Origin of the sequence: Streptomyces sp. NPDC101152 (assembly GCF_044768275.1) — a bacterium.
GTDB lineage: Bacteria > Actinomycetota > Actinomycetes > Streptomycetales > Streptomycetaceae > Streptomyces.
This window is the reverse complement of record NZ_JBIWPO010000002.1, coordinates 318,942-344,399: the sequence shown is the minus strand read 5'-3', so window position 1 is coordinate 344,399 and position 25,458 is coordinate 318,942. Positions and strand designations below refer to the sequence as shown.

Sequence of the window (25,458 nt, the reverse complement as noted above, 5' to 3'; positions counted from 1 at the left end):
TCTTGCCGACGGCTTGTCGGAACGTTCACGCGGACAGCACGGTGAGATCCACCGCCGTCCACCGCTCACCGAGCCCGGCGACGGTCACCTGACGAACCTCGTCCGTGGTGTCCCCGACGGCCCGGTGGATGACGACGTTCAGCCGGTCCTCGGTCAGCTCCTCGACCTTGCCCTCGCCCCACTCCACGACGATCACCGAGTCGGACAGCGAGACGTCGAGGTCGAGGTCCTCCATCTCGTCGAGTCCGCCGGCGAGCCGGTAGGCGTCGACGTGCACGAGGGGCGGCCCGTCGCCCAGGGACGGGTGCACCCGGGCGATCACGAAGGTAGGGGAGGTGACGGCCCCGCGCACCCCAAGGCCCTCGCCGAGCCCCCGGGTGAGCGTCGTCTTGCCGGCGCCGAGCTCCCCGTTGAGCATCACGAGGTCACCGGCGCGCAGCAGCTTGGCCAGCCGGCGGCCGAGGTCCCGCATCTGCTCGGCGGACGTGACGGTGATCTCCACGGACGGTACGGAGGACTCGGTCTCAGCCGGGTTGTGCGGTGCTGCTGGTGCTTCCATAGCCACCCACGGTAGCCCCTGCGGGCACGGCACCCGCACGGGTGAGGAGGTCGGCCAGCCGGTCGGTGACCACTTCCGGGTGTTCCAGCATCACCAGGTGCCCGGCGTCCGGCACGAGCACCAGTTCGGCGTCCGGAAGCAGGTCGGCGATGGCCTCGCTGTGCTCGCTGGGCGTGACCATGTCGCGCACCCCGGCCAGCACCAGGACCGGCATGTCCGTGAAGAGGGCCAGGGCAGCCGTCTTGTCGTGGTCGTCGAAGGCCGGGTAGTACTCGGCGACCACGTCGATGGGGGTGCCCTCGATCATCCGTTCGGCGAACCGCACGATCGCCGGGTCGACGTCCTTCGAGGCGAACGAGTACCGCTTGATGATCCCGGCGAACAGATCGGCGGTGGCCCGGCGCCCCTTCTCCACCAGCGCCGCCTGCTGCCCGAGCGCCTTCAGCACTCCGGGGAGGATCCGCCGCACCGCGTTGACGCCGGCCACCGGCAGCCCGAAGTTGACCTCGCCGAGCCGCCCGGACGAGGTGCCGACGAAGGCGGTGGCGACGACCCGTTCCCTCACCAGCTCGGGGTACTGGTCGGCGAACGCCATCACGGTCATCCCGCCCATGGAGTGCCCGACCAGCACGATCGGCCCCTCCGGCACGGTCGCGTCGATGACGGCCTTCAGGTCCCGCCCCAGCTGCTCGATGTCGACCGGCACCCCGTCCTGCGTCTGCCGCACCCCGCGCCCGGACCGCCCGTGGCTGCGCTGGTCCCAGTGCACGGTCCGTACGACACCCCGCAGTGCCGCGCGCTGGAAGTGCCAGGAGTCCTGGCTGAGGCAGTAGCCGTGGCTGAAGACGACGGTGACGGGAGCGGGCGCCTTGCGGCCGAACAGCCGCCGTCGGCGCGGGCCGAGCGCGGGCACGGCGTCGGGGTCGACGTCGTCGACCTCGTAGTACAGCTCCGTGCCGTCGTCGGCGTACGCCTTGCCGGGCGTGCCGCGCAGCGAGCCGTACGGCCCGGTCGCGTCGAGGGCCAGCCGGGCCTTCTTGCGCATGCCCCGGCCGACCGTGAGCCGCTCTATGGCGACGCCCGCCGCGGCGCCCGCGGCGACCACGCCTATCGCGGCGCCCGCGATGCCGGTGGCCCTGCGCCAGTTGCCGGCCGCCCCCGTGGCGGAGGCGACGGCTGCGACGGCCTCCGCACTGCTCTCGCTCACGTACCGCTCCTCTTCGCCGGACTGTTCTTCGCTGGGTCGGGTGATGCTGCTGCTGTCGAACGGGCTGTTGCTGACCTTGGCGGGGTGCACCCCGTGCGGTTACCCCGCTTGTTGCTCATTCACGTAGACGCGGGGAACGCGCGTTCCGATGCGCGTGACGATCTCGTACGCGATGGTGCCCGCGGCCTGCGCCCAGTCCTCGGCGGTGGGCTCACCGCGGTCACCGGGCCCGAACAGCACCGCCTCCGTGCCGACCGGCGGCTCGTCGCCGCCGAGGTCGACGACGAACTGGTCCATCGCCACCCGCCCCGCGACCGTCCGCCACTTGCCGTCGACCAGGACGGGCCCGGTGCCGGAGGCGTGCCGCGGGATCCCGTCGGCGTACCCGACCGGCACGAGCCCGAGGGTCGTGGCGCCGGGGGTGATGTAGTGATGCCCGTAACTGACCCCGTGACCCCCTGGCACACGCTTCACGAGGGCGATGTTCGCCGCGAGCGTCATCACGGGCCGCAGTCCGAAGTCGGCGGGCGTGCCGACCTCGGGGCTCGGCGAGATGCCGTAGAGCGCGATCCCGGTCCGTACGAGGTCGAAGTGGGCCTCGGGGAGGGTGAGCGTGGCCGGCGAGTTGGCGATGTGCCGTACTTCGGGGCGGACGCCCTGCTGCTCGGCGTACGCGGTCATCTCCCGGAAGAGGGTGAGCTGGGCGGCGATGGAGGGATGCCCGGGTTCGTCGGCGCAGGCGAAGTGGGACCACAGCCCGGTGACCCGGACGAGCCCGTCGGCCTCGGCGCGCAGGGCGGCGGCGACCAACTCGGCCCAGTCCTCGCCCGGCTGGCAGCCGTTCCGGCCGAGCCCGGTGTCGGCCTTGAGCTGCACGCGCGCGGGGAGCCCCGCCTCCCGTGCCGCCGCGCTGACCTCCTCCAGGGCCCACATCCCGCTCACCGACACGTCGATGTCGGCCTCGACCGCCTCCCGCCAGGGCCCGCCCGGCGTCCACAGCCAGCACATGAGCCGGCCCGCCAGTCCCGCCTTCCGCAGCGCGAGGGCCTCTTCGGGCGTGGCGGTCCCCAGCCAGGCGGCCCCCGCCTCGACGGCCGCGCGGGCGCACGGCACCGCGCCGTGGCCGTACCCGTCCGCCTTGACCACGGCCATGAGCTGCGCCCCGCGCGCGCGGGCGCGCAGGGCCCGCACGTTGGCGCGCAACGCGGCCAGGTCGATCTCGGCGCGGGCCCGCAGGGGCGCGGTCGGGGAAGATGCTGTCTCAGTCATGGCGCCCCCAGTGTCTCAGAGGGCTCCGACAGACCCTGCGGACGCCTACGCGCCGGGCCGCCGTCCCCACACGTACACGTGGTCCCCGGTCTTCAGCACACCCCACAACGTCCGCGCGTCCCCCAGCCGCAGGTTGACGCATCCCCACGACCCGACGGTGGTGTAGATGCTCCCGTAGACGGCGTGGAAGGCCTCGCCGCCGCTGAAGAACTGGGCATAGGGCATGGGCTGGTTGTAGAGCGTGGACCAGTGGTTCTTGTGCTTCCAGTAGATCCGGAACCACCCGGTCCGGGTCGGGTTCCCGGCCCGCCCGCTCCGCATCGGGACGGGCCCGAAGACGACCTTCCTCCCCTTCTGCACCCAGGTGAGCTGCCGGTCGAGATCCACGCAGGCGACGCGGTAGCCGCGCACGGGACACCTCCCGGCTGCGTTGGGGTTCTTCCGCGCCCCGATGAGCTGCATGGTGGCCCAGGTGACGGGCCCGGCGAACCCGATGGCGGGCTTGATCCCGTGCTGGAGCTGGAACGCCCGGATCGCCCGGCAGTCGGCGGCCGACTGCTTCCCGTCCACCTTCAGCTTCAGCCACCGCTCGACCCCCCGCTGGTACGGCCCCGTCTGCTTGCTGCAGGCGACCTTCTGGACGGCGTCGTCGAGCGGCACGTACTCGACCAGGTCGTACGTCCCCGGGGCGGCGTCCCGGGGACGTACGGCGTCCTCCCGTGCGGTGGGCGTGTACACCTTCGGCGCGAGCATCTGGTCGGGCGTGTCGATCTGCCAGGGCTGGGAGGGGCCCGGAGGCACGCCCGGGACGAGCTGGAGTTCCGGACGGGGGCCGGGCAGGGGCGGCGCCGGTGTGGCGAACGCCGACGTGCCGGCGGGAAGGACGGAGGCGGCGGCGAGCAGGACGGCGAGGCCGCGGCATGCGATACGTCTTCTGATCATTCAGTCAGAAAAACGCGGAGGGATGTCGAGACGGAGGTGGCGCGCGGCGGGGTCACCCTTTCCGACGAGCCAGGCGGGCCTGCGTGCGGTCAGCCCTTCACTCCCGTACGTCGCGCCAGGCGGCCGGAATCGCCTCCGCCACGTCGTGTGCCCCGGCGGGCGCCCCGTTCGCGGCGAACCGTCCGGCCAGACCGTGCAGGTACGCCGCGACGCTTCCCGCGTCCGACGCGCTGAGCCCGGAAGCCAGCAACGACCCGGCCAGCCCCGACAGCACGTCCCCGCTGCCCGCCGTGGCGAGCCAGGCCGTCCCCGTCGCATTGACCCGTACGGCCCCTCCCGCTGAGTCGGCGACCAGCGTGGTCGAGCCCTTGAGCAGGACGGTGGCGCCGTACCGGGCGGCGAGTTCGCGCGCGGAGGTGAGCCGCGCCCCCTCGACCTCTTCCCGCGCCACCCCGAGCAGCGCGGCGGCCTCCCCGGCGTGCGGGGTCATCAACGTCGGCGCCGTACGCCCTCGTACCGCCTCCCGCTCGGCCAGCCGCAGCCCGTCCGCATCGACGAGCACGGGTACGTCCGCCTCCAGCACCTCGGCGACGGTCGCGGCGTCGTCCCCGGCGCCCGGTCCCACGACCCACGCCTGCACGCGCCCCGCCTTCTCCGGCCCCTGGTCCGAGACCAGCGTCTCGGGGAACCGTGCGAGGACGGCGTCCCCGGCGGGCCCGACGTACCGTACGGCCCCCGCGCCGCCGCGCAGCGCCCCCGACACGGCGAGCACGGCGGCCCCCGGGTAGCGCGCGGACCCGGCGGCGATCCCGACGACCCCGCGCCGGTACTTGTCGCTCTCGGCGCCGGGCACGGGCAGCAGCGCGGCCACATCGGCGTGCTGCAGCGCCTCCAGTTCGGGTTCGCCCGGGAGCACGTCCCGCAGGCCGATGTCGACGAGCCTGACCGACCCGGCGTAGTCGCGCGCGGGGTCGATCAGCAGACCGGGCTTGTGCGTCCCGAAGGTCACGGTGAGATCGGCCCGAACGGCCTCCCCCCGCACCTCACCACTGTCCGCATCGACCCCACTGGGCAGATCGACGGCGACGACGGGAACGCGCTCGTCCGCGACGATCCCGACCAACTGCGCAGCGTCAGGCCGAAGTCCGCCCTTACCGCCGATCCCCACGATCCCGTCGACGACGAGATCGGCCCGGCGCAGAGCCTCTTCGCCACCGCCGACAGCCGTCGCGGCGCTGCCGGTACTCACGTCGACGGCACGGCCCCCGGCCCGCCGCAAGGCCGCGAGCCCCCCGGCGTGCGCCCGCTGGGGCGCCAGCAGCAGCGCCGTGACCCCTGCCCCGCGCCGGGCGAGCCGGGCGCCGGCGTACAACGCGTCGCCCCCGTTGTCGCCGCTCCCGACGAGCAGCACGACGCGGCTGCCGTAGACCCGCCCGAGCATCTCGGCGCAGGCGGCGGCGAGCCCGGCCGCGGCCCGCTGCATCAACGCCCCTTCGGGAAGCCGCGCCATGAGCTCCCGCTCGGCGTTCCTGACCGTCTCCACGCTGTAGGCAGTACGCATGCGGACGAGTCTCCCTCGCCGGCACCCCGGGTCGCATCCCCGTCGGTTCCCGGGATGCCCGATTGTCAGTGGCGGCTGCCATGATCGGCCGTATGGGAGTCATCTACGGCTACTACGCCGCCGCGGACGACGCGCACGCCGCCGGGGCGATCGTGCGCGAGGACGACGAGCCCTTCGGGGCGGGGTACGACGAGGTGGAGGTCAAGGGCATCGACCCGATGGTCGACCTGCTGCCCGCCGAGACGCTGATAACGGGCAGGTCGGAGGAGGCGGTCAAGGCCGATCCCCGCCATGCCGAGCTGATCGCGATGGTCGCCGAGGGCGAGGTCGTCAGTGTCTCCCTCACGGACACCTTCCGTGACGCGCTCGCGAGCTTCGACAGAGGACTGCTGGATGCCGTGGCCGAGGGCTGGGCGACGGCGGGCGGCTTCTCCACCCCACCGGACCCATCCGACCTGGCGGACTTCCTGCGCGAACTGTCGGACCTGGCGGAACGGGCGGTCGCCCGCGGGCACCGCCTGTACTGCTGGATATGCGTTTAGCGATCCCTGTCGGACGTCAGCCCTCGGCGACCACGACCGCCGAAGCCACCCCGGCATCATGACTGAGCGACACATGCCAGGACTGCACGCCCAGTTCCGCCGCCCTGGCAGCCACGGTTCCCTTCACCCGCAGCCGCGGTTGCCCACTGTCCTCGACATACACCTCGGCGTCGGTCCAGTGCAGCCCCGCGGGCGCCCCCAACGCCTTGGCCAACGCCTCCTTGGCAGCGAACCGGGCGGCGAGCGAGGCGACTCCGCGCCGCTCACCGCTCGGCAACAACAACTCCCGCTCCACGAACAACCGCTCCGCCATCCCCGGCGTCCGCTTCAGCGACGCCTCGAACCGCGCGATCTCGGCCACGTCGATCCCGACGCCGATGATGCTCATGCGGGCACTTTACGATCCGGCGGACCGCCCCAGCCCGGTCCCGGCGACAAGATCACGCTCGTGCGTCGCAGTGACGGCCCTTGCGAGGGAGAGGTGGGGCGGACGAAAGAGATGCTTGGAGTACTCGACACCGGGCGTGCCAGAACAGTGGCCTGGTACTGCTGGCTGTCACGCTGATCGCCACCGTTCAGACCTCGGTCTCGGTGAACAGTTCTTCTGCGCTCTCCACGGCTCCGGCTCGCTCGAGCCAGTCCCCCAGAAGGTCCAGGTCGGTACAGGCCGTGATGCGTTCACGAGCCTCGTCGGAGATCGGAACACCACGCACTTCGAGCACACGCAGGATTCCTTTGACCTCGCCTGCGGCCTTGCCTTCGAGATAGGCCGTCTCGCGAACCGTCCCCCGCCCAGGGAAGTAGCTGACGAACGACATGATTTCCCTCGGTTTCTCTCCGGCTGGGGTGTCACCCAGGTTGATTTCCAGGAGGTCGAAGAAGTAGTCGGCGGTGTCGGGGTCCGTCTCCCAGGTCTCCCGAAGGGCGGCTGTGACTGCCCTCAGTATGGCCTCGCAGTGGGGGCTACGGGCGTGAGCCAGCGCGGAGAGCACGGCCAGTGCGAGGTTCTTCGCCGCGCTCCTGACGTCGGTGATGACCGGCAGGTTCTCAGGACCGGCGACCAGCGGGTACGTCCGCTGCGCGGTCCAGCCACGCGTGCCGCAGTCGAAGGGTCCCGTCGCCCACTTGGCCGTGGATCTGTCCTGACAGACCACCAGAAGCAGCACCGGCAGACGGTACTTCGCTTGGAGGTACGCGACGTAGTACGCCCAACTGGCCTCCTTCCCCGCGACCTCCTTCGACTGGGACTCGATGGCGAGCAGGAAGTCCTCGCCGTCGGACAGGCCGATGCGCAGCACCGTGTCCACACGGCGTTCCAGCGGCCGGGTCTCTGTCACGTCCGTGGTGACGGCGTCCACGGACACTTTCGCGGGCAGCGAGATACCCAACATCCCGAAGACGGGATTCAGGATCTCGGGCCGCTCCTGGAAGATCCGATGCGGGCCCTCGTGAGCTGATGTGACCATGCGCGCAACCTGCTGGACCAAAGGACGGCTTGTCCGGCTGACCCGACACAGGGTCGTCCGGTTTCCACACGCCGGAGCTCCACTCCCTGCGGGACAGCGCCGGCATCGGACCGCGGCCCGCCGAGCGGGCGACACCGGTCCGAAAGGACCGGGGCAAGAAACGGAGGGCGACGGCGCGGGTGACGGCCCGGTTCGTCGTCGTTGCCGCGCTGGCCGTCCTGTGGCCCGTGCTCCTTGTCGCCCTCGTCGTCCACGCGCTCGACGGCTCGCACGCGTCCGGCTTCCCCGTACTCCGCGGCATCTTCTTGGAGTACTGGCTGATCCGCTCCGCCCGACGGCTGTACGCGGACGGTCGAGAACGCAGCGGCTGACCCTGGAGCCCCGCCTACTCCACCGTCACCGACTTCGCCAGGTTCCGCGGCTGGTCCACCTCGTTCCCGCGGGCCGTCGCCAGTTCGCAGGCGAACACCTGGAGCGGGACCGTGGCGACGAGGGGCTGGAGCAGCGTCGGGGTCGCCGGGATGCGGATCAGGTGGTCGGCGTAAGGCACCACCGCCTCGTCGCCCTCCTCCGCGATCACGATCGTCCGTGCACCCCGCGCCCGGATCTCCTGGATGTTGGACACGATCTTGTCGTGGAGGACGGAGCGGCCCCGGGGCGAGGGCACCACGACCACGACCGGCAGATCCTCCTCGATCAGCGCGATCGGGCCGTGCTTCAACTCCCCCGCCGCGAAGCCCTCGGCGTGCATGTAGGCGAGTTCCTTCAGTTTCAGCGCGCCCTCGAGGGCCACCGGATACCCGACGTGCCGGCCCAGGAACAGCACCGTGTCCTTGTCGGCGAGGGAGCGGGCCAGTGCCCGTACCGGCTCCATGGTCTCCAGGACCCGGTCGACCTCGACCGAGATCTGCGACAGTTCGCGGATCACGGCGCCGATCTCGTCGCCCCACTTGGTGCCCCGCACCTGGCCCAGGTAGAGGGCGACCAGGTAACACGCCACGAGCTGCGTCAGGAACGCCTTCGTCGAGGCGACCGCCACCTCCGGGCCGGCGTGCGTGTACAGCACCGCGTCCGACTCACGCGGGATCGTGGAGCCGTTGGTGTTGCAGATGGCCAGCACCTTGGAGCCCTGCTCCCGGGCGTGCCGCAGGGCCATCAGCGTGTCCATCGTCTCGCCGGACTGGGAGATGGCGATCACGAGGGAGCGGGTGCCGAGGATGGGGTCCCGGTAGCGGAACTCGCTCGCCAGTTCCACCTCGCAGGGGATCCGCGTCCAGTGCTCGATGGCGTACTTGGCGATCAGGCCGGCGTGGAAGGCCGTGCCGCAGGCGACGATGACGACCTTGTCGACCTCGCGCAGTTCGGAGGCGCTGATCCGCACCTCGTCGAGGGTCAGCGAGCCGCCGGCGTCGATGCGGCCCAGCAGCGTGTCGGCGACCGCCTTGGGCTGCTCGGCGATCTCCTTGAGCATGAAGTAGTCGTAGCCGCCCTTCTCGGCGGCGGAGGCGTCCCAGTCCACGTGGTACGACCGGACGTCAGCGGGCGCGCCGTCGAACCCCGTCACCGTCACGTCGTCGCGGCGCAGTTCGACGACCTGGTCCTGGCCGAGCTCGATCGCCGACCGGGTGTGGGCGATGAACGCGGCGACGTCGGAGGCCAGGAACGCCTCGCCCTTGCCGACGCCCACGACCAGCGGGGAGTTCCGCCGCGCGCCCACGACCACGTCCGGCTCGTCGGCGTGCACCGCGACCAGGGTGAACGCCCCTTCCAGCCGTCGGCACACCAGCCGCATGGCCTCGGCGAGATCCGCGCAGGACGAGTACTCCTCCGCGAGCAGGTGCGCGACGACCTCGGTGTCGGTCTCGGAGGCGAGTCCGTGGCCCCGCTCGGCCAACTCCGCCCGCAGCACGGCGAAGTTCTCGATGATCCCGTTGTGGACGACGGCGACGCGCCCGGCGTTGTCGAGGTGCGGGTGCGCGTTGGCGTCGGTCGGGCCTCCGTGCGTGGCCCAGCGGGTGTGTCCGATGCCCGTCGTACCCGTCGGCAGGGGCCGGTCGACCAGCTCCTTCTCCAGGTTCACCAGCTTCCCGGCCTTCTTCGCGGCCGCCAGCCCACCGTCCGCCGGCACGGCGACGCCCGCCGAGTCGTATCCCCGGTACTCCAGCCGCTTCAGCCCGGCCATCACGACATCGAGCGCCGACTGCGACCCCACGTATCCCACGATTCCGCACATGGCCCGCAGCCTAAGCGCCGAGCCCGCCCCGAACACGGCTCAGCGTGCCCGGAATCGGAAATGCCCGATCACACGCCCGTCATCCCCACTGCCCCGCCACCGGCAGCGTCTGTTCGCACCAGATCGTCTTGCCCGTCATGCTGTGCCGGGTGCCCCACCGCTGGGTCAGCTGGGCGATCAGGAGCAGGCCCCGGCCGCCCTCGTCGAAGCTGCGGGCCCGGCGCATGTGGGGGGCGGTGTTGCTGCCGTCGGAGACCTCGCAGACCAGGGCGCCCGCGGCCAAGGCGCTGCTCGGCTGGGTGCGGATGAGACGGAGCTGGATCGGCGGGGTGCCGTAGCGGATGGCGTTGGTCACCAGCTCGCTGACGACCAGTTCGGTGACGAAGGACGCCTCCTCCAGCTGCCAGGCCTCCAGTCGCTGCGTGGTCAGGGTGCGGGCGAGGGCGACCTGTTCCGGGTCCGGGAGGATGTCCCAGGTGGCGACCTGGTCGGAGGAGAACGCGCGCGTCCGGGCCAGCAGCAGCGCGACGTCGTCGGCGGGCGGACCGGCGAGCAGGCTGTCGACGACGGCACCGCAGGCGTCGTCCAGCGAGTCCGCGGAGCCGGCGGCCGAGGCCAGCGCCGCGCGCAGCCGGTCCTGTCCCTGGCCGACGTCGAGGTCCCGGGAGCGCACCAGACCGTCGCTGTAGAGGGCCAGGGTGCTGCCGGGGGCCAGTTCCAGCTCGGTGGTCTCGAAGGGCAGGCCGCCCACACCGAGCGGAGGACCGGTGTGCCCGGTCACGGCCGTCACCGTGCCGTCCGGCGCGATCACGAAGGGCTGCGGATGGCCGGCGCCGGCCAGGGTGCAGCGGCGCGAGATGGGGTCGTAGACCGCGTAGAGGCAGGTCGCCCCCAGCTCGCCCGCCGCCGAGTCCAGGCGTTCGACCGGCTCGCCCAGCTCTCCCGCTCCGGCACCCAGCTGCCCTGCTGTCACGGCGAGTTTTCCGGGGCCGCCCGCATCCCTCGTCCCGTCCCCCGCCCCGGGCAGGTGCATGACCAAGTCGTCCAGCTGGGTGAGGAGTTCGTCCGGGGGCAGGTCGACGTCGGCCAGGGTGCGGACCGCCGTGCGCAGGCGGCCCATCGTGGCGGAGGCGTGGATGCCGTGGCCGACGACGTCGCCCACCACCAGGGCGACCCGGGCGCCGGACAGCGGGATCACGTCGAGCCAGTCGCCGCCGACCCCGGCCCGGGTGCTCGCCGGGAGGTAGCGGTGGGCGACCTCCACGGCCGGCTGCTCGGGCAGCCGCTGCGGCAGCAGGCTGCGCTGCAGGGCCAGCGCGGTCTCCCGCTCCCGGGTGTAGCGGCGGGCGTTGTCGATGGCGACGGCGGCCTTCAGGGCCAGCTCCTCCGCGTCGGCGACGTCCTCCTTCTCGAACGGCCGGGAGGCGTTCCCACGCCAGAAGCTGACGATCCCCATCAGGACGCCCTGCTCGACCAGCGGAGCGATGATCAGGGAGTGCATGCCGTAGTCGAGGAGCCGGCCCGACTCCTCGGGGCTGCGGTCCTGCCAGCCCGTGGACGCCCGCAGGTCGTGCACGAACAGCGCCCCCGAGCCAGTGCCCGGCCCCTCCGGCACGTGCAGCGCCGGCCGGATCACGGCGCCGACGGGGTCCAGCGGTACGTCGTCACGGACGCCGTCCCTGGCCACGCGCCGCAGCCTGGTGCCGACGGACGGCGTCGGTTCCCCGCCCTGCAGGACGGACACCGCGAGGTCGACGGTGGCGAAGTCGGCGAACCGGGGCACCGCCACCCCGACCAGCTCCCGGGCCGTGCGCGCCACGTCGAGGGTGGTGCCGACGGCCATGCTCGCGTCGTACAGCAGCCGCAGCCGGCGATGGGCCTCCTGGGCCTGTCCGATGCTGCGCTGCAGGGATCCGGCCATGCTGTTGAAGGAGGTCTCCAGCTGTCCGATCTCCCGGGCGCCGGTGCGCGGCATGCGCGCGGTGAGGTCGCCCTCGGCGAGCCGGCCGGCCAGCCGGGCGGCCCTGCGGACCGGCAGGACGATCACCCGGGTCACGTAGCCCGAGTAGGCGGCGATGAGCAGCACCGACGCGCTGACGCCGACCGCCCCGGCGACGGCCGCGTGCTGGGCGTCGGAGTCGGTGGTGGCCTCGCGCGCCGCGACGGTGGCGGTCTCGGTCGTCGTATAGGTGTCGAACAGGCCGCGTATCGCGTCCACGCGCCGCTTGCCGTCCAGCGTCACCGCGGGACTGGTCGCCCGCGGGTCGCCGCGCTGCGCCAGCCGGACCACGGGGATCGAGTAGTCGCGGATGTAGGCCTCGCCGGCCTTCCTGATCCCCTCGGCCCGCGTCCGCTGGACGGGAGAGGTGCTGATGTCCACGAGCTTCTGCGCCTGCGCGGAGAAATGCCCCTGGATGACCTTCCACGGCCCGAGGAAATCCGGCTGCCGCGCGATGACGTAACCCCGCTGGTACGTCTCCTCGTCGATCACGAGCAGGTCGACCAGCCGGGCCTGGTCCTGCGCGGCCACGGCGTGCCGTTCGGCCAGGTTGGCCTGCCGCATGTCGCTGATCGACCAGAAGAGCACGCCGAAGCCGACCCCGATCAGTACGGCGAGCAGGGTGCCCGCGAGCGCCGTCAGGGCCACAAGCCCCCGTCTCGCACCCCGGAACACGGTCCTATTTTAGTGGTTACGCGTAGTCCTTGCGGGCGCTTCCCACGGGCGGCCGCCGCACGTGACGGACCCCACCCCCCGCCTCGTTCAAACTCCGTTAACAATGGACTGTGATCTCTCCGGTCTCCTCGACGTCCCGGAGCGTCCACCGGCACCGGCCGGAGGCGACTCCCTACGTCGACCTCACCCGAACCGAGTGGAGCGCGCTGCGCGACAAGACGCCGCTTCCGCTGACCGCCGAGGAGGTCGAGAGGCTTCGCGGCCTCGGTGACGTCATCGACCTCGACGAGGTGCGGGACATCTACCTCCCGCTGTCCCGCCTGCTCAACCTCTACGTCGGCGCCACCGACGGCCTCAGGAACGCCCTGAACACCTTCCTCGGCGACCGGGGCTCCCAGTCCGGCACCCCGTTCGTCATAGGCGTCGCCGGCTCGGTCGCCGTGGGCAAGTCGACCGTCGCCCGTCTCCTCCAGGCACTCCTGTCCCGCTGGCCCGAGCACCCGCGCGTCGAGCTGGTCACGACCGACGGCTTCCTGCTGCCCACCAGGGAACTGCAGGCCCGCGGCCTGATGTCCCGCAAGGGCTTCCCCGAGTCGTACGACCGCCGCGCCCTCACCCGCTTCGTCGCCGACATCAAGGCCGGCAAGGACGAGGTCACCGCCCCCGTCTACTCCCACCTGATCTACGACATCGTCCCGGACGGGAAACTCACCGTCCGCCGCCCCGACATCCTGATCGTCGAGGGCCTGAACGTCCTCCAGCCCGCCCTCCCCGGCAAGGACGGCCGCACCCGCGTCGGCCTCGCCGACTACTTCGACTTCAGTGTGTACGTCGACGCCGGCGCCGACGACATCGAGCGCTGGTACCTCAGCCGCTTCAGGAAACTGCGCCAGACCGCCTTCCAGAACCCGGACTCGTACTTCAGGAAGTACACCCAGGTGTCCGAGGAGGAGGCCCTCGACTACGCCCGCACGCTCTGGCGCACCATCAACAAGCCCAACCTGGTGGAGAACATCGCCCCCACCCGCGGCCGCGCCACCCTCATCGTCCGCAAGGGCCCCGACCACAAGGTCCAGCGCCTGAGCCTGCGCAAACTCTGACCTTTCCGACCGTTAGTCTGCGGCCATGCTGGTCGGCCCGGCCCACCTGGTCGTCCTGCCGGGTGCCGCCCGCAACCCCGCGGGGGACGTGGTGATGTGCGACGTGGCCCGCGAGGCCGGCGACGAACTCATCGGCGCACTGCGGGAGTCGGGACTGGAAGGTCCGGCTCCATCGCCATCGAGAACATCGACCTGTCCCTGTCCGAGCGCGCCGACAAGGCCGAGGAGGAGGCACCCGGCGAGGGCGCGGACGCGATCCTGTGGGAGCAGTTGACCGACGCGACCCACGAGGAGTCGGCGCTCTCCATCACCTACGCGCCACCATGATCGCGGCCTGCGGTGTCGTCCTGGACAACGCATGGGCTTCGCGGTGGCGATGCTGGTGACCGTCGGCTTGCGGCCGTGGCCTTCGCCTACGCCGAGTACCGCCAGGCCTGGGGCTCAAGGGAACAACTCCTCCTGAACCTCCTGGGCATCGTCCTGGCCGGCACCTTCACACTGCTGGCCCAGAAATCGCTGTGGTCAAGCCAACGGCACTTTACAAAGGGGCGGCGCGGAGCCTGACTAACCCAACGCCGACTTCACCGCATCCGCCAACCGCCCCGCCACGGACCGCGCCTGATCAATGTCCGCCGCCTCCACCATCACCCGAACCAACGGCTCGGTCCCGGAAGGCCGCAGCAACACCCGCCCCGTCGCCCCCAACTCCCGCTCCGCCTCAGCAACGGCAGCCGCGAGTTCCGTCGAGTTCCCGACCCGGGACCTGTCGACGTCCGGGACATTGATCAGCACCTGCGGCAACCGCTCCATCACGCCCGCGAGATCCCGCAGCGACCGCCCGGTCTCGGCGACCCGCGCCGCCAGCATCAGCCCGGTCAGCGTGCCGTCGCCGGTCGTCGCGTGGTCCAGGATGATCACGTGCCCGGACTGCTCGCCGCCGAGGGCGTACCCGTGCTGCTTCATCTCCTCCAGCACGTACCGGTCCCCCACCGCCGTCTGGACGAGCCGCAGCCCCTCCCGCTCCAGCGCCAGCTTGAAGCCGAGGTTGGACATGACGGTCGCCACGACGGTGTCGGCCCGCAGCACGGACCGCTCCCGCATGGCCAGGGCCAGCACGGCGAGGATCTGGTCGCCGTCCACCTCGGCCCCGGTGTGGTCCACGGCGAGGCATCGGTCCGCGTCCCCGTCGTGCGCGATGCCGAGCGCGGCCCCGTGCTCGACGACGGCGGCCTTCAGTTTCTCCAGGTGGGTGGAGCCGCAGCCGTCGTTGATGTTGAGGCCGTCCGGCGAGGCACCGATCGTGATCACCTCGGCGCCGGCCCGGGAGAACGCCTCCGGCGACACCCACGCCGCGGCGCCGTGCGCCTCGTCGAGGACGATCCTCAGCCCGTCGAGCCGGTTCGGGAGGACGGCGATCAGATGGGCGACGTACTTGTCGAAGCCCTCCTCGTAGTCCTGCACCCGGCCGACGCCCGCCCCGGTCGGCCGCTCCCACGGCTCCCCGTGGCGGTGGGACTCGTACACCGCCTCGATCCGGTCCTCCAGCTCGTCGGCCAGTTTGTGGCCGCCACGGGCGAAGAACTTGACGCCGTTGTCGGGCATGGCGTTGTGGCTGGCGGAGAGCATGACGCCCAGGTCGGCGCCGAGCGCGCCGGTGAGGTACGCCACCGCGGGCGTGGGCAGCACACCGACGCGCAGCACGTCCACGCCCGCGCTCGCGAGGCCCGCGACGACCGCGGCCTCCAGGAACTCTCCGGACGCACGCGGGTCCCGCCCGACGACCGCCGTGGGCCGGTGGCCCTCGAACGTGCCCGCCTCGGCCAGCACGTGCGCCGCCGCCACCGACAGACCGAGCGCCATCTCGGCCGTCAGATCCGCGTTGGCGACGCCCCGGACGCCGTCCGTCCCGAAGAGTCGTCCCACTGTGGTGTCCTCCGAATTGCTGAAGAGAGTGCGGCTCACTCCCAGTACATCCCCTCAGACTGTCCGGGGACGGTAGGGGTTGTGTAAACGAACCGCCCCGACAGCACAGTCCGTGCCGCCGGGGCGATCGTTTGCAAAGACAGCGGACGCGTTTAGCGCTTGCTGTACTGCGGGGCCTTGCGGGCCTTCTTCAGACCGGCCTTCTTGCGCTCGACCGCACGGTCGTCGCGGCGGAGGAAGCCGGCCTTCTTGAGCGGGCCGCGGTTGTTGTCGACGTCGGCCTCGTTCAGCGCGCGGGCGACACCGAGACGGAGCGCACCGGCCTGACCGGAGACACCGCCACCCGCGATGCGGGCGATGACGTCGTAGCGGCCCTCGAGCTCGAGCACCTTGAAGGGCTCGTTGACTTCCTGCTGGTGCACCTTGTTCGGGAAGTAGTCCTCGAGGGTGCGACCGTTGATCTTCCACTTGCCGGTGCCCGGGACGATCCGGACGCGGGCGATGGCGTTCTTGCGGCGGCCCAGGCCGGCGGCCGGCTGGGGGTCGCCGAAGCGGGACGCGAGGGACTCGGAGGTGTACTCGCCCTCGACGGGGACGTCCGACTCCGTGGTGTAGCTGTCGATGTCAAGCTCTTCGAGCGGCTGCTCGGCAGTGGTCTCGGCCACGATGCTCCTCAGATTCTCTTCAGTCTTAGGGGGTGGCCGGACTTACTGCGCGACCTGGGTGATCTCGAACGGCACCGGCTGCTGGGCAGCGTGCGGGTGCTGGTCGCCCGAGTAGACCTTCAGCTTGGTGAGCATCTGACGGCCCAGGGTGTTCTTGGGGAGCATGCCCTTGACGGCCTTCTCGATGGCCTTCTCGGGGTTCTTCGCCAGCAGTTCGTCGTAGCGGACGGAGCGCAGACCACCCGGGTAGCCGGAGTGGCGGTACGCCATCTTCTGGGTCCGCTTGTTGCCGGACAGGTGCACCTTGTCGGCGTTGATGATGATGACGAAGTCACCGGTGTCGACGTGAGGGGCGTAGATCGGCTTGTGCTTGCCCCGCAGGAGGGACGCGGCGGTCGTGGCGAGACGGCCCAGGACAACGTCCTGAGCGTCGATGACGTGCCACTGGCGAGTCACATCGCCGGGCTTGGGGCTGTACGTACGCACTTCGCAGCCTTCTTCTTCAGTGGATGGGTGCTGAAAATGGCATCACTGAAGCGATCGTGCAGCTGGGGACGACAAATATGCCGGGCCACTGCCCGTATGCCGCCCACTGGTAACTGCTCCAGGGAACCTGTGTGAAGGGCCTCTCGTGAGTACGAGCAAGCCGATACACAACGAATAAGCAGAGTACCGGGGTCCTCCGGGTGGGTCAAAACGAGCCCGTTGTCCACAGGCCCACCGGCACCTTCCGCACCCCCACTAAGATGCGCCCCATGAGCTTTGGGCAGCAGGGCGGACCTCAGTCCCAGTGGGATCCCTGGAAACCGCAATCCCAGCAGCCGTGGAACAACGGTGGCGACGGCCGGACCCCTGACTGGGCGGCCCTCGCCGAGGCGTCCGAGACGCGCAACAGGAGGCGCCGTCTGCTGTTCATAGGCGGCGGCGCGGTGGCCGCCATCGCGATAGGCACCGCCGTCGCCATGGCGGTGGTGTCGGCGAACGGCGGCAACCGGGCCTCCGGCACCCCGTCGGGCCTGCCCGCCAGCGCCTCCATCCCCGGCTCCAGCGCCTCGGCCCCGTCCTTCGCACCGACCAGCGCCCCGCCCCCGCTGGACCCCAAGGAGTTCATCTCCACCAAGGCCAAGGACACGGCCCCGCTCAGCGTGGAGACCCTCTTCCCCGGCACCCAGCTGACCATGGGCTCGACGGTCTACAAGAAGGGCGCGACGGCCGACACCAAGGACTGCGCCTCTGCTGCGAAGGGCACCCTCCCGGCCGTCCTCACCGGCAACGACTGCACGCGCCTGCTGCGCGTCACGTACACCAAGGACGGCGTGGCGGTGACGGTCGGCGTGGCCGTCTTCGACACCCAGGCCCAGGCGGCCAAGGCCAGGAGCCAGTCGGACAAGAAGGGCTTCGTCACGTCCCTGCCCGGCAAGGGCGTGAAGGACTTCTGCAACGCCGCCACCTGCCTGACGACGGCCAACTCCTATGGCCGCTACGCCTACTTCACGACCGTCGGCTTCACCAACGGCAAGGACGTGACGAAGAACTCCACGAACGTCTTCGCCGCCGGCAACGACCTCCAGCTCTTCACGTTCCGCCAGATCAACCGACGGGGCGAGGCGCAGGCCTCGGCGGCCGCGAACGGATAGCGCCGCTCAGCAGCACCCGGCTGAGGGCAGCGTCCGCCGGTTGCGCGCCTCCTTGTTGCGCGCGGCCAGCAGCCCGTCGGCCGGGTAGCCGACCTCCTCGAGGGTCAGCCCGTGCGGCCGTACGACATGCACGGCGGAGTCCCGTACGCCGGCGGCCAGCACCTTGCCCGGCCAGTCCGGTCCGCGGTGCCCGTCTCCCACGAACAGCAGCGCCCCGATGAGCGAGCGCACCATGTTGTGGCAGAAGGCGTCGGCCCGCACGGTGGCCGTGATGATCCCGTCCGCTCCCCGCTCCAGGCTCAGCTCCTGCAAGGTACGGATGGTGGTCGCCCCCTCCCGCTTCTTGCAGTAGGCGGCGAAGTCGTGCTCCCCCAGCAGCCCCTGGGCCGCCTCGTTCATGGCGTCGACGTCGAGCGGCCAGTCGTGCCACAGCACATGGTTGCGCAGCAGCGGGTCAACTCCCCCGGGATTGTCGGTCACCCGGTACGCGTAGCGCCGCCAGACGGCCGAGAAACGGGCGTTGAAGCCGCTGGGCGCCTCCCTGAGCGCCCACACCCGCACATCCCGCGGCAACCGCCCGGCGAGCCGCTTCAGCAGCTTCTCGTGATGCTCCCGCCAGACCGCCTCCGGCAGATCGACATGGGCCACCTGCCCCCGAGCATGCACCCCGGCATCGGTCCGCCCGGCGACGGTCAGCTCGTAGGTCACGTCCCCCGACCGCGTGACGGTACGCAGGGCATCCTCGACCTCCCCCTGCACGGTCCGCCGCCCACCGGCCTGCTTGGCCCAGCCGGAGAAGTCGGTGCCGTCGTAGGACAGGTCAAGACGGACACGTACATACCCGGGCTCTACTTCGTCACTCACCCAGAGATCCTCTCAGCAACACAAAAGCGGGCCCGCTCCTGAAAAGGAACGGACCCACTGAGCGCCCCTCAAGGGGCGCGGGGCTGTGCTGAATTTGCGGCTCCGCCGCGTGGGCGCGAGCAACCACGACGAACCTGCGGCCGCCAACCGAACAGCCCCGCAGACGCTTACGCGTCCTTGTTCTCCTCGTCGGAGACCTCGTCGGCCTTGGTCGTGTCGACCTTGGTCTCCTCGGCAACCGGAGCGGCCTCGGCCTCCTTGACCGCACGCTTCGTCGCGGCCTCGGCCTCACCCGTCGCCTGCTGCGCCACCGTCAGCGCCTCGACCAGCTCGATGACAGCCATGGGCGCGTTGTCGCCACGGCGGTTACCGATCTTGGTGATGCGGGTGTAACCACCCGGACGGTTCTCGTAGCGCGGGCCGATCTCGGTGAAGAGCGTGTGGACGACGCTCTTGTCCGTGATCACCTGGAGCACCTGACGGCGGTTGTGAAGGTCGCCCTTCTTCGCCTTGGTGACCAGACGCTCGGCGTACGGACGAAGACGACGGGCCTTCGCCTCGGTGGTGGTGATACGACCGTGCTCGAACAGCGACTTCGCGAGGTTCGCGAGGAGCAGCTTCTCGTGCGCGGCGCTGCCGCCCAGACGGGCACCCTTGGTGGGCTTCGGCATTTCTTTCTCCTTGGTATCTGCCCCGGCCGTATCAGGTACCGGGGTCAGGAACCCGGTGAGCGGGTGCTCACCGGCAACAACCGATCAGTACTGCTCGGTCTCCACGAAACCCGCGTCCGCGTCGTCGTCGGCGCCGAAGGCGTCGGCGGCGGCCGTGGGGTCGAATCCGGGCGGGCTGTCCTTGAGGGCCAGGCCCATGCCGGCCAGCTTCGCCTTGACCTCGTCGATGGACTTCGCACCGAAGTTGCGGATGTCCAGGAGGTCGGCCTCGGAACGCGCCACGAGCTCACCCACGGAGTGGATGCCCTCGCGCTTGAGGCAGTTGTAGGAGCGGACGGTCAGCTCGAGCTCCTCGATCGGGAGCGCGAGGTCGGCCGCCAGCGCCGCGTCCGTCGGGGACGGGCCCATGTCGATGCCCTCGGCGTCGATGTTCAGCTCGCGGGCGAGACCGAACAGCTCGACCAGGGTCTTGCCGGCGGAGGCCATGGCGTCACGCGGACGCATCGCCTGCTTGGTCTCGACGTCGACGATCAGCTTGTCGAAGTCGGTGCGCTGCTCGACACGGGTCGCCTCGACCTTGTACGTGACCTTGAGCACCGGGCTGTAGATGGAGTCGACCGGGATGCGGCCGATCTCCTGGCCCACCTGCTTGTTCTGCACGGCGGAGACGTAACCGCGGCCGCGCTCGACCGTCAGCTCCATCTCCAGCTTGCCCTTGCCGTTGAGCGTGGCGAGGACGAGGTCGGGGTTGTGCACCTCGACACCGGCCGGGGGCGCGATGTCTGCGGCGGTGACCAGACCCGGGCCCTGCTTGCGCAGGTACATCACCACGGGCTCGTCGTGCTCGGAGGAGACGACCAGCTGCTTGATGTTGAGGATCAGGTCGGTGACGTCCTCCTTGACGCCGGGCACGGTGGTGAACTCGTGCAGGACGCCGTCGATCCGGATGCTGGTGACAGCGGCACCGGGGATCGAGGACAGGAGGGTGCGGCGGAGGGAGTTGCCGAGGGTGTAGCCGAAGCCCGGCTCCAGCGGCTCGATCACGAACCGGGAGCGGAACTCGTCGACGACCTCTTCGGTCAACGAGGGACGCTGAGCGATCAGCATGTGTGGATCAGATCCTTCATTCGTGGACGCCCGCTATTTGACGCCCGACGGAACCGCACCCCGTAGGAGTGCGGGTACTGCAAGGGTACGGGCGGTACGCCCCTTACGGAGCCGTACCGCCCGGCCAACCCTGCGAAGCGACGTCAGACGCGACGACGCTTCGGCGGACGGCAGCCGTGCTGCGACATGTGGGGGATGACCCCCACACCCCCAGCCGAGCCACCGTGAGCCCGCGCGTCAGACGCGACGACGCTTCGGCGGACGGCAGCCGTTGTGGGGGGTCGGGGTGACGTCCTGGATGGAGCCGACCTCGAGGCCCGTGGCCTGCAGGGAGCGGATCGCGGTCTCACGACCGGAACCCGGGCCCTTGACGAACACGTCGACCTTGCGCATGCCGTGCTCCTGGGCGCGGCGGGCAGCCGACTCGGCGGCCATCTGCGCGGCGAACGGCGTGGACTTCCGGGAGCCCTTGAAGCCGACGTGGCCGGCGGAGGCCCAGGAGATCACGTTGCCGGACGGGTCCGTGATGGAGACGATCGTGTTGTTGAACGTGCTCTTGATGTGCGCGTGGCCGTGAGCGACGTTCTTCTTTTCCTTGCGGCGCACCTTCTTGGCAGCGCCCTGACGTCCCTTGGGGGGCATCTACAAACTCCTACGGGGAGGTGGTCGGTCCTACAGCGAAGACCGCTGGTGAAGCGTTGTCCGCTGAGGACTACTTCTTGCCCGGCTTCTTCTTGCCGGCGATGGCGCGACGCGGGCCCTTGCGGGTGCGAGCGTTGGTGCTGGTGCGCTGACCGCGGACGGGCAGACCGCGACGGTGACGGAGACCCTGGTAGCAGCCGATCTCCACCTTGCGGCGGATGTCGGCCTGGATCTCACGACGGAGGTCACCCTCGGTCTTGATGTTGTTGTCCACGTACTCGCGGATCGCGACGAGCTGCTCCTCGGAGAGGTCGCGGACGCGGGTGTCGGGGTTGACGCCGGTCGCAGCCAGCGTCTCCTTCGCGAGGGTCCGGCCGATGCCGAACACGTAGGTGAGGGCGACCTCCACGCGCTTTTCGCGCGGGATGTCAACACCGGAAACGCGTGCCATTCAATGGCTCCTGGTGATCTTCGGAGGTCTTCCACAGAACCAGTTCCCGGTCGCCGTGTCAGGTACGAACCGGGTCCCCGGCCTCCGAACCGGGGGTGTCAGGCACTGGGGTGCCCGGGTCCTGCGTATGAACATATTCAGCTTGCGTCGCGCGAATCTCTGCGGTGGATGCAGAGGGATCGGTCGTGCGTCAGCCCTGGCGCTGCTTGTGGCGCGGGTTCTCGCAGATGACCATGACCCGACCGTGACGGCGGATCACCCTGCACTTGTCGCAGATCTTCTTGACGCTCGGCTTGACCTTCATGGGATTGAGGTTCTCCGGGTCAGTGCCACCACCCCGCCGGAACGGGATGCGGGCAAGATCTACTTGTAGCGGTAGACGATCCGGCCACGCGTCAGGTCGTACGGAGACAGCTCCACCACGACCCGGTCGTCAGGGAGGATGCGGATGTAGTGCATACGCATCTTGCCGCTGATGTGTGCCAGGACCTGGTGGCCGTTCTGGAGCTCGACCTTGAACATGGCGTTCGGAAGAGACTCGACGACAGTGCCCTCGATCTCGATGGCACCTTGCTTCTTGGCCACGCTTCGCCCTTCGAATCGACTACCTTGATCGACTCTCCCACGAGCATGCGGACATGCGGGCGCACGAGAGCCGACGAGTCAGTCTACGTCAGCGCACCCTGAAACACGAATCGAGGAAGAATGCCCCGGCAGGGAGATCCTTAAGCACGAGATCCTCAGCCCAGCGGGTCCGGTGCCACCGTGATCCCCAACTCCGCCGGCTTCGCGCGGCCCGCCGACCTCTCCCCGACACCGCCCCCGCGGGCTCGGCGCCCAGGGCGCCTCACAGGCTTCGAGCGGCCGCGCCGGCCTCCGACCGGCGGTCCCGGGCCGGCCAGGTGCTCAGCCCAGCGGGTCCGGTGCCACCGTGATCCCCAGCTCCGCCAGCTTCGCGCGGCCGCCGTCCGGGGCGGTGAGGACCAGGGGGCCCTCCTCGGTGAGGGCGACCGAGTGTTCCCAGTGGGAGGACCAGGTGCCGTCGGTGGTGATGACCGTCCAGTCGTCGGAGAGGACCTCGGTCTTGGGGGTGCCCAGGGAGACCATCGGCTCGATGGCGAGGCAGAAGCCCGGGACCAGCTTGGGGCCCTTGCCGCGGCGGCGGTCGACGTAGTTCAGCAGGTGCGGGTCCATGTGCATCTCGGTGCCGATGCCGTGGCCGCCGTAGTCCTCGATGATCCCGTACTTGCCGCCGCCCGGCTTCGGCTGGCGGCGGATGTACGTCTCGATGGCCCTCGAGACGTCGACGAGGCGGTGGCCCTGCTTCATCGCCGCGATGCCGGCCCACATCGACTCCTCGGTGACCCGGGAGAGCTCGATGAGTTCGGGCGCGTGGCCCGAGCCGACGAACGCGGTGTACGCCGCGTCGCCGTGCCAGCCGTCGACGATCGCGCCGCAGTCGATGGAGATGATGTCGCCGTCCTTGAGGACCACGTCCTCGGAGGGGATGCCGTGCACGACGACCTCGTTGACGGAGGTGCAGATGGTCGCCGGGAAGCCGCCGTAACCGAGGAAGTTGGGCTTGGCGTTGTGCTCGGCGAGCACCTTGCGGGCGACCTCGTCGAGGTCCTTGGTGCTGGCGCCGGGCACGGCCGCTTCCCGCGTCGCCGCGTGGATGGCGGCGACGACCAGCCCCGCCTCACGCATCTTGGCGATCTGCTCGGGGCTCTTGATCTGCACCATGGGGGCCTGCGCTCTCCGTCTGCTGCTCACTGCGTCAACTCGGTTACCAACACAACACTACGGCCGTGACGCCCCTGCGGGTGCCACGGCCGTAAGAGGCTGACGGCTACTTGCCGTCGTCCTCGCGCTTGAGGGCCTCGAGGGCTCGCTGGGTGACCTCGTCCACCGGGCCGAGGGACGAGATCGTGACGACCAGACCCTGCGACTTGTAGTAGTCGATGATCGGCTCGGTCTGCGTGTGGTAGACCTCCAGCCGCGTGCGCACCGTTTCCTCGGAGTCGTCGTCACGCTGGTACAGATCACCGCCGCAGACGTCGCAGACGCCCTCCTGCTTCGGCGGGCTGTAGGTCACGTGGAAGACGTGCGCGGAGTCGTTGCGGCAGATGCGCCGGCCGGCGATCCGCTTGACGACCTCCTCCTCGGGGACCTCGAGGTCGAGCACGGCGTCCAGCTTGATGGACTCGGTCTTCAGCAGCTCGTCGAGCGCCTCGGCCTGCGAGACGTTGCGCGGGAAACCGTCGAGCAGGAAGCCGCCCTCGGCGTCCGGCTGCTCCATACGGTCCTTCGCCATCGCGATGGTCACCTCGTCGGGGACGAGGTTGCCGGCGTCCATGTAGGACTTCGCGAGCTTCCCGAGCTCCGTCTGCTGGCTGATGTTGGCGCGGAACAGGTCGCCCGTGGAGATGTGCGGGATGCGCAGTTTCTCGGCAAGGCGAACAGCTTGCGTTCCCTTACCGGCACCCGGCGGCCCGACGAGGACGATACGCATCAGCGGAGGAACCCTTCGTAATTGCGCTGCTGGAGCTGGCTCTCGATCTGCTTCACCGTCTCGAGACCCACACCCACGATGATCAGGATGCTCGTCCCGCCGAAGGGGAAGTTACCGGTTGCCCCGAACCCGACCAACGCCATCGTTGGCACGAGAGCGATCAGACCCAGATACAGCGAACCCGGCCAGGTGATCCGGTTGAGCACGAAGCTGAGGTACTCAGCGGTCGGTCGGCCAGCCCGGATGCCCGGGATGAAGCCACCATACTTCTTCATGTTGTCGGCGACTTCTTCGGGGTTGAAGGAGATCGCCACGTAGAAGAACGCGAAGAAAACGATCAGCAGGAAGTAGCTGACCAGGTAGATCGGGTGGTCGCCCTTGGTCAGGTTGTCGTTGACCCAGACCTTCCAGCTGGAGTTGCCGCCGGAGAACTGCGCCACCAGTGCCGGGATGTAGAGCAGCGACGAGGCGAAGATGACCGGGATCACACCGGCCTGGTTGACCTTCAGCGGGATGTACGTCGACGTACCTCCGTAGGAACGGCGGCCGATCATGCGCTTCGCGTACTGCACCGGGATGCGGCGCTGGGCCTGCTCGACGAAGACGACGAGGCCCACCATGACCAGGCCCACCAGGATGACGGTGCCGAACTCGATCCAGCCGCCGGCCAGCGTGCCCTGCTTCTTGATGGCCCACAGCGCGGACGGGAAGGTCGCGGCGATCGAGATGAACATCAGGATCGACATGCCGTTGCCGATGCCGCGGTCGGTGATCAGCTCGCCGAGCCACATCACGACGGCCGTACCGGCGGTCATGCAGACGACCATGGTGATGGTGGTGAAGATCGAGCGGTCCGGCACGATCTGGCTGCCGACCGAGCACTGGCCGAAGAGGGCGCCGCTGCGGGCGGTGGCCACCAGGCCGGTGCCCTGCAGGATGGCGAGGGCCACCGTCAGGTAACGGGTGTACTGCGTGATCTTCGCGGTGCCCGCCTGGCCCTCCTTCTTCAGGGCTTCCAGGCGCGGGATCACCACGGTCAGCAGCTGCAGGATGATGCTCGCCGTGATGTACGGCATGATGCCGAGCGCGAAGATCGTGATCTGCAGCAGCGCGCCACCGCTGAACATGTTGATCATGCCGAAGAGCCCCTGGTTGCCAGAGGCTTCCTTTACGCACTGCTGCACAGAGGTGTAGTTGACGCCAGGGATCGGAATGTGGGTACCGACCCGGTAGACCACGATGATGCCCAGCGTGAAGAGCAGCTTCTTGCGCAGGTCGGGCGTCCTGAACGCCCGGGCGAACGCGGTGAGCACGGTGCCTCCTGCGACCCCCGCGCAACTGCGTCAAGGGTGACGGTCTTGAGGTTCGACGGATACGACGGATACCACGGGTAATGAATAACGAACGGTGCAGGCTACCTTACCGGCGGCACA

At 69.9% G+C, this 25,458-nt stretch carries 26 protein-coding genes and 1 pseudogene; 5 read left to right on the top strand and 22 right to left on the bottom strand.

Annotated elements, in window-relative coordinates:
* Positions 1-25 precede the first annotated feature (25 nt).
* The 5 genes from tsaE to ACIRVK_RS04210 all read right to left on the bottom strand — a co-directional run bounded on the left by tsaE (position 26) and on the right by ACIRVK_RS04210 (position 5,538).
* A complete protein-coding gene (gene tsaE, locus ACIRVK_RS04230) occupies positions 26-559 on the bottom strand; it encodes a tRNA (adenosine(37)-N6)-threonylcarbamoyltransferase complex ATPase subunit type 1 TsaE (RefSeq protein WP_404243734.1) in 534 nt (177 codons plus the stop codon).
* Positions 525-1,766 carry an alpha/beta fold hydrolase gene (locus ACIRVK_RS04225; RefSeq protein WP_404243732.1) on the bottom strand — a complete coding sequence of 414 codons (1,242 nt, stop codon included), beginning with the start codon at positions 1,764-1,766 and terminating at the stop codon, positions 525-527. Before ACIRVK_RS04225 ends, tsaE begins: the two co-directional genes overlap by 35 nt.
* A gap of 99 nt (positions 1,767-1,865) precedes the next feature.
* Positions 1,866-3,035: an alanine racemase gene (gene alr / locus ACIRVK_RS04220; protein ID WP_404243730.1), complete on the bottom strand. Its 1,170-nt coding sequence runs from the start codon at positions 3,033-3,035 to the stop codon at positions 1,866-1,868.
* A gap of 45 nt (positions 3,036-3,080) precedes the next feature.
* A complete protein-coding gene (locus tag ACIRVK_RS04215; protein ID WP_404243728.1) occupies positions 3,081-3,977 on the bottom strand; it encodes a L,D-transpeptidase family protein in 897 nt (298 codons plus the stop codon).
* 97 nt (positions 3,978-4,074) lie between these two features.
* Complete coding sequence (locus ACIRVK_RS04210) at positions 4,075-5,538, bottom strand: NAD(P)H-hydrate dehydratase (protein ID WP_404243726.1); 1,464 nt, start codon at positions 5,536-5,538, stop codon at positions 4,075-4,077.
* A 92-nt stretch (positions 5,539-5,630) separates the two neighbouring features.
* Here ACIRVK_RS04210 and ACIRVK_RS04205 point away from each other — a divergent pair, with 92 nt between their 5' ends.
* A complete protein-coding gene (locus ACIRVK_RS04205; RefSeq protein ID WP_404243724.1) occupies positions 5,631-6,080 on the top strand; it encodes a hypothetical protein in 450 nt (149 codons plus the stop codon).
* Positions 6,081-6,096: 16 nt separating this feature from the next.
* On the opposite strand, the gene ACIRVK_RS04200 is transcribed toward ACIRVK_RS04205, so the two are convergent.
* Entirely contained in the window at positions 6,097-6,468 is a 372-nt protein-coding gene (locus ACIRVK_RS04200) for a holo-ACP synthase (protein WP_404243723.1), read from the bottom strand.
* 187 nt (positions 6,469-6,655) lie between these two features.
* A complete protein-coding gene (locus ACIRVK_RS04195; protein WP_404243721.1) occupies positions 6,656-7,546 on the bottom strand; it encodes a hypothetical protein in 891 nt (296 codons plus the stop codon).
* 179 nt (positions 7,547-7,725) lie between these two features.
* On the opposite strand from ACIRVK_RS04195, the gene ACIRVK_RS04190 reads away from it, so the two are divergent.
* Positions 7,726-7,917 carry a hypothetical protein gene (locus tag ACIRVK_RS04190; RefSeq protein ID WP_404243720.1) on the top strand — a complete coding sequence of 64 codons (192 nt, stop codon included), beginning with the start codon at positions 7,726-7,728 and terminating at the stop codon, positions 7,915-7,917.
* A 14-nt stretch (positions 7,918-7,931) separates the two neighbouring features.
* Here ACIRVK_RS04190 and glmS read toward each other — a convergent pair whose 3' ends face one another.
* Both glmS and ACIRVK_RS04180 read right to left on the bottom strand, forming a co-directional pair.
* Positions 7,932-9,779 (bottom strand): glutamine--fructose-6-phosphate transaminase (isomerizing), encoded by a 1,848-nt coding sequence (glmS, locus tag ACIRVK_RS04185; RefSeq protein ID WP_404243718.1) that lies wholly within the window; start codon positions 9,777-9,779, stop codon positions 7,932-7,934.
* A gap of 79 nt (positions 9,780-9,858) precedes the next feature.
* Complete coding sequence (locus ACIRVK_RS04180; RefSeq protein WP_404243716.1) at positions 9,859-12,453, bottom strand: SpoIIE family protein phosphatase; 2,595 nt, start codon at positions 12,451-12,453, stop codon at positions 9,859-9,861.
* A gap of 110 nt (positions 12,454-12,563) precedes the next feature.
* Between ACIRVK_RS04180 and coaA the strand changes: the two genes are divergently transcribed.
* Positions 12,564-13,553, top strand: coding sequence for a type I pantothenate kinase (gene coaA, locus ACIRVK_RS04175; RefSeq protein WP_404243714.1), 990 nt, complete (start codon positions 12,564-12,566; stop codon positions 13,551-13,553).
* A gap of 31 nt (positions 13,554-13,584) precedes the next feature.
* Positions 13,585-14,117 (top strand): annotated as a pseudogene (locus ACIRVK_RS04170) (hypothetical protein); the annotation flags it as partial.
* Here the strand turns inward: ACIRVK_RS04170 and glmM are convergent.
* From glmM to rplM, 3 genes are all read right to left on the bottom strand, one after another.
* Positions 14,118-15,476, bottom strand: coding sequence for a phosphoglucosamine mutase (gene glmM / locus ACIRVK_RS04165; protein ID WP_404243712.1), 1,359 nt, complete (start codon positions 15,474-15,476; stop codon positions 14,118-14,120).
* A gap of 152 nt (positions 15,477-15,628) precedes the next feature.
* Entirely contained in the window at positions 15,629-16,141 is a 513-nt protein-coding gene (rpsI, locus tag ACIRVK_RS04160; protein ID WP_123974782.1) for a 30S ribosomal protein S9, read from the bottom strand.
* Between the two features lie 42 nt (positions 16,142-16,183).
* Positions 16,184-16,627 (bottom strand): 50S ribosomal protein L13, encoded by a 444-nt coding sequence (gene rplM / locus ACIRVK_RS04155; protein WP_015658443.1) that lies wholly within the window; start codon positions 16,625-16,627, stop codon positions 16,184-16,186.
* 269 nt (positions 16,628-16,896) lie between these two features.
* On the opposite strand from rplM, the gene ACIRVK_RS04150 reads away from it, so the two are divergent.
* Entirely contained in the window at positions 16,897-17,778 is an 882-nt protein-coding gene (locus ACIRVK_RS04150; protein ID WP_404243710.1) for a hypothetical protein, read from the top strand.
* A gap of 6 nt (positions 17,779-17,784) precedes the next feature.
* Here ACIRVK_RS04150 and truA read toward each other — a convergent pair whose 3' ends face one another.
* From truA to secY, 10 genes are all read right to left on the bottom strand, one after another.
* A complete protein-coding gene (truA, locus tag ACIRVK_RS04145; protein ID WP_404243708.1) occupies positions 17,785-18,642 on the bottom strand; it encodes a tRNA pseudouridine(38-40) synthase TruA in 858 nt (285 codons plus the stop codon).
* A gap of 167 nt (positions 18,643-18,809) precedes the next feature.
* A complete protein-coding gene (rplQ, locus tag ACIRVK_RS04140; protein WP_404243706.1) occupies positions 18,810-19,313 on the bottom strand; it encodes a 50S ribosomal protein L17 in 504 nt (167 codons plus the stop codon).
* Positions 19,314-19,397: 84 nt separating this feature from the next.
* Positions 19,398-20,420, bottom strand: coding sequence for a DNA-directed RNA polymerase subunit alpha (locus tag ACIRVK_RS04135; protein ID WP_003966937.1), 1,023 nt, complete (start codon positions 20,418-20,420; stop codon positions 19,398-19,400).
* 237 nt (positions 20,421-20,657) lie between these two features.
* On the bottom strand, positions 20,658-21,062 hold the full coding sequence (gene rpsK / locus ACIRVK_RS04130; RefSeq protein ID WP_003956432.1) for a 30S ribosomal protein S11: 405 nt from the start codon (positions 21,060-21,062) through the stop codon (positions 20,658-20,660).
* A gap of 70 nt (positions 21,063-21,132) precedes the next feature.
* Positions 21,133-21,513 carry a 30S ribosomal protein S13 gene (rpsM, locus tag ACIRVK_RS04125; protein WP_404243704.1) on the bottom strand — a complete coding sequence of 127 codons (381 nt, stop codon included), beginning with the start codon at positions 21,511-21,513 and terminating at the stop codon, positions 21,133-21,135.
* Positions 21,514-21,703: 190 nt separating this feature from the next.
* Positions 21,704-21,817, bottom strand: coding sequence for a 50S ribosomal protein L36 (gene rpmJ / locus ACIRVK_RS04120; protein WP_003998809.1), 114 nt, complete (start codon positions 21,815-21,817; stop codon positions 21,704-21,706).
* A gap of 59 nt (positions 21,818-21,876) precedes the next feature.
* Entirely contained in the window at positions 21,877-22,098 is a 222-nt protein-coding gene (gene infA, locus ACIRVK_RS04115) for a translation initiation factor IF-1 (protein ID WP_003948620.1), read from the bottom strand.
* A gap of 321 nt (positions 22,099-22,419) precedes the next feature.
* Complete coding sequence (gene map / locus ACIRVK_RS04110) at positions 22,420-23,256, bottom strand: type I methionyl aminopeptidase (protein ID WP_404243702.1); 837 nt, start codon at positions 23,254-23,256, stop codon at positions 22,420-22,422.
* A gap of 106 nt (positions 23,257-23,362) precedes the next feature.
* Positions 23,363-24,025 carry an adenylate kinase gene (locus ACIRVK_RS04105; protein ID WP_404243700.1) on the bottom strand — a complete coding sequence of 221 codons (663 nt, stop codon included), beginning with the start codon at positions 24,023-24,025 and terminating at the stop codon, positions 23,363-23,365.
* A complete protein-coding gene (gene secY / locus ACIRVK_RS04100) occupies positions 24,025-25,338 on the bottom strand; it encodes a preprotein translocase subunit SecY (RefSeq protein ID WP_404243698.1) in 1,314 nt (437 codons plus the stop codon). Before secY ends, ACIRVK_RS04105 begins: the two co-directional genes overlap by 1 nt.
* Positions 25,339-25,458 lie beyond the last annotated feature (120 nt).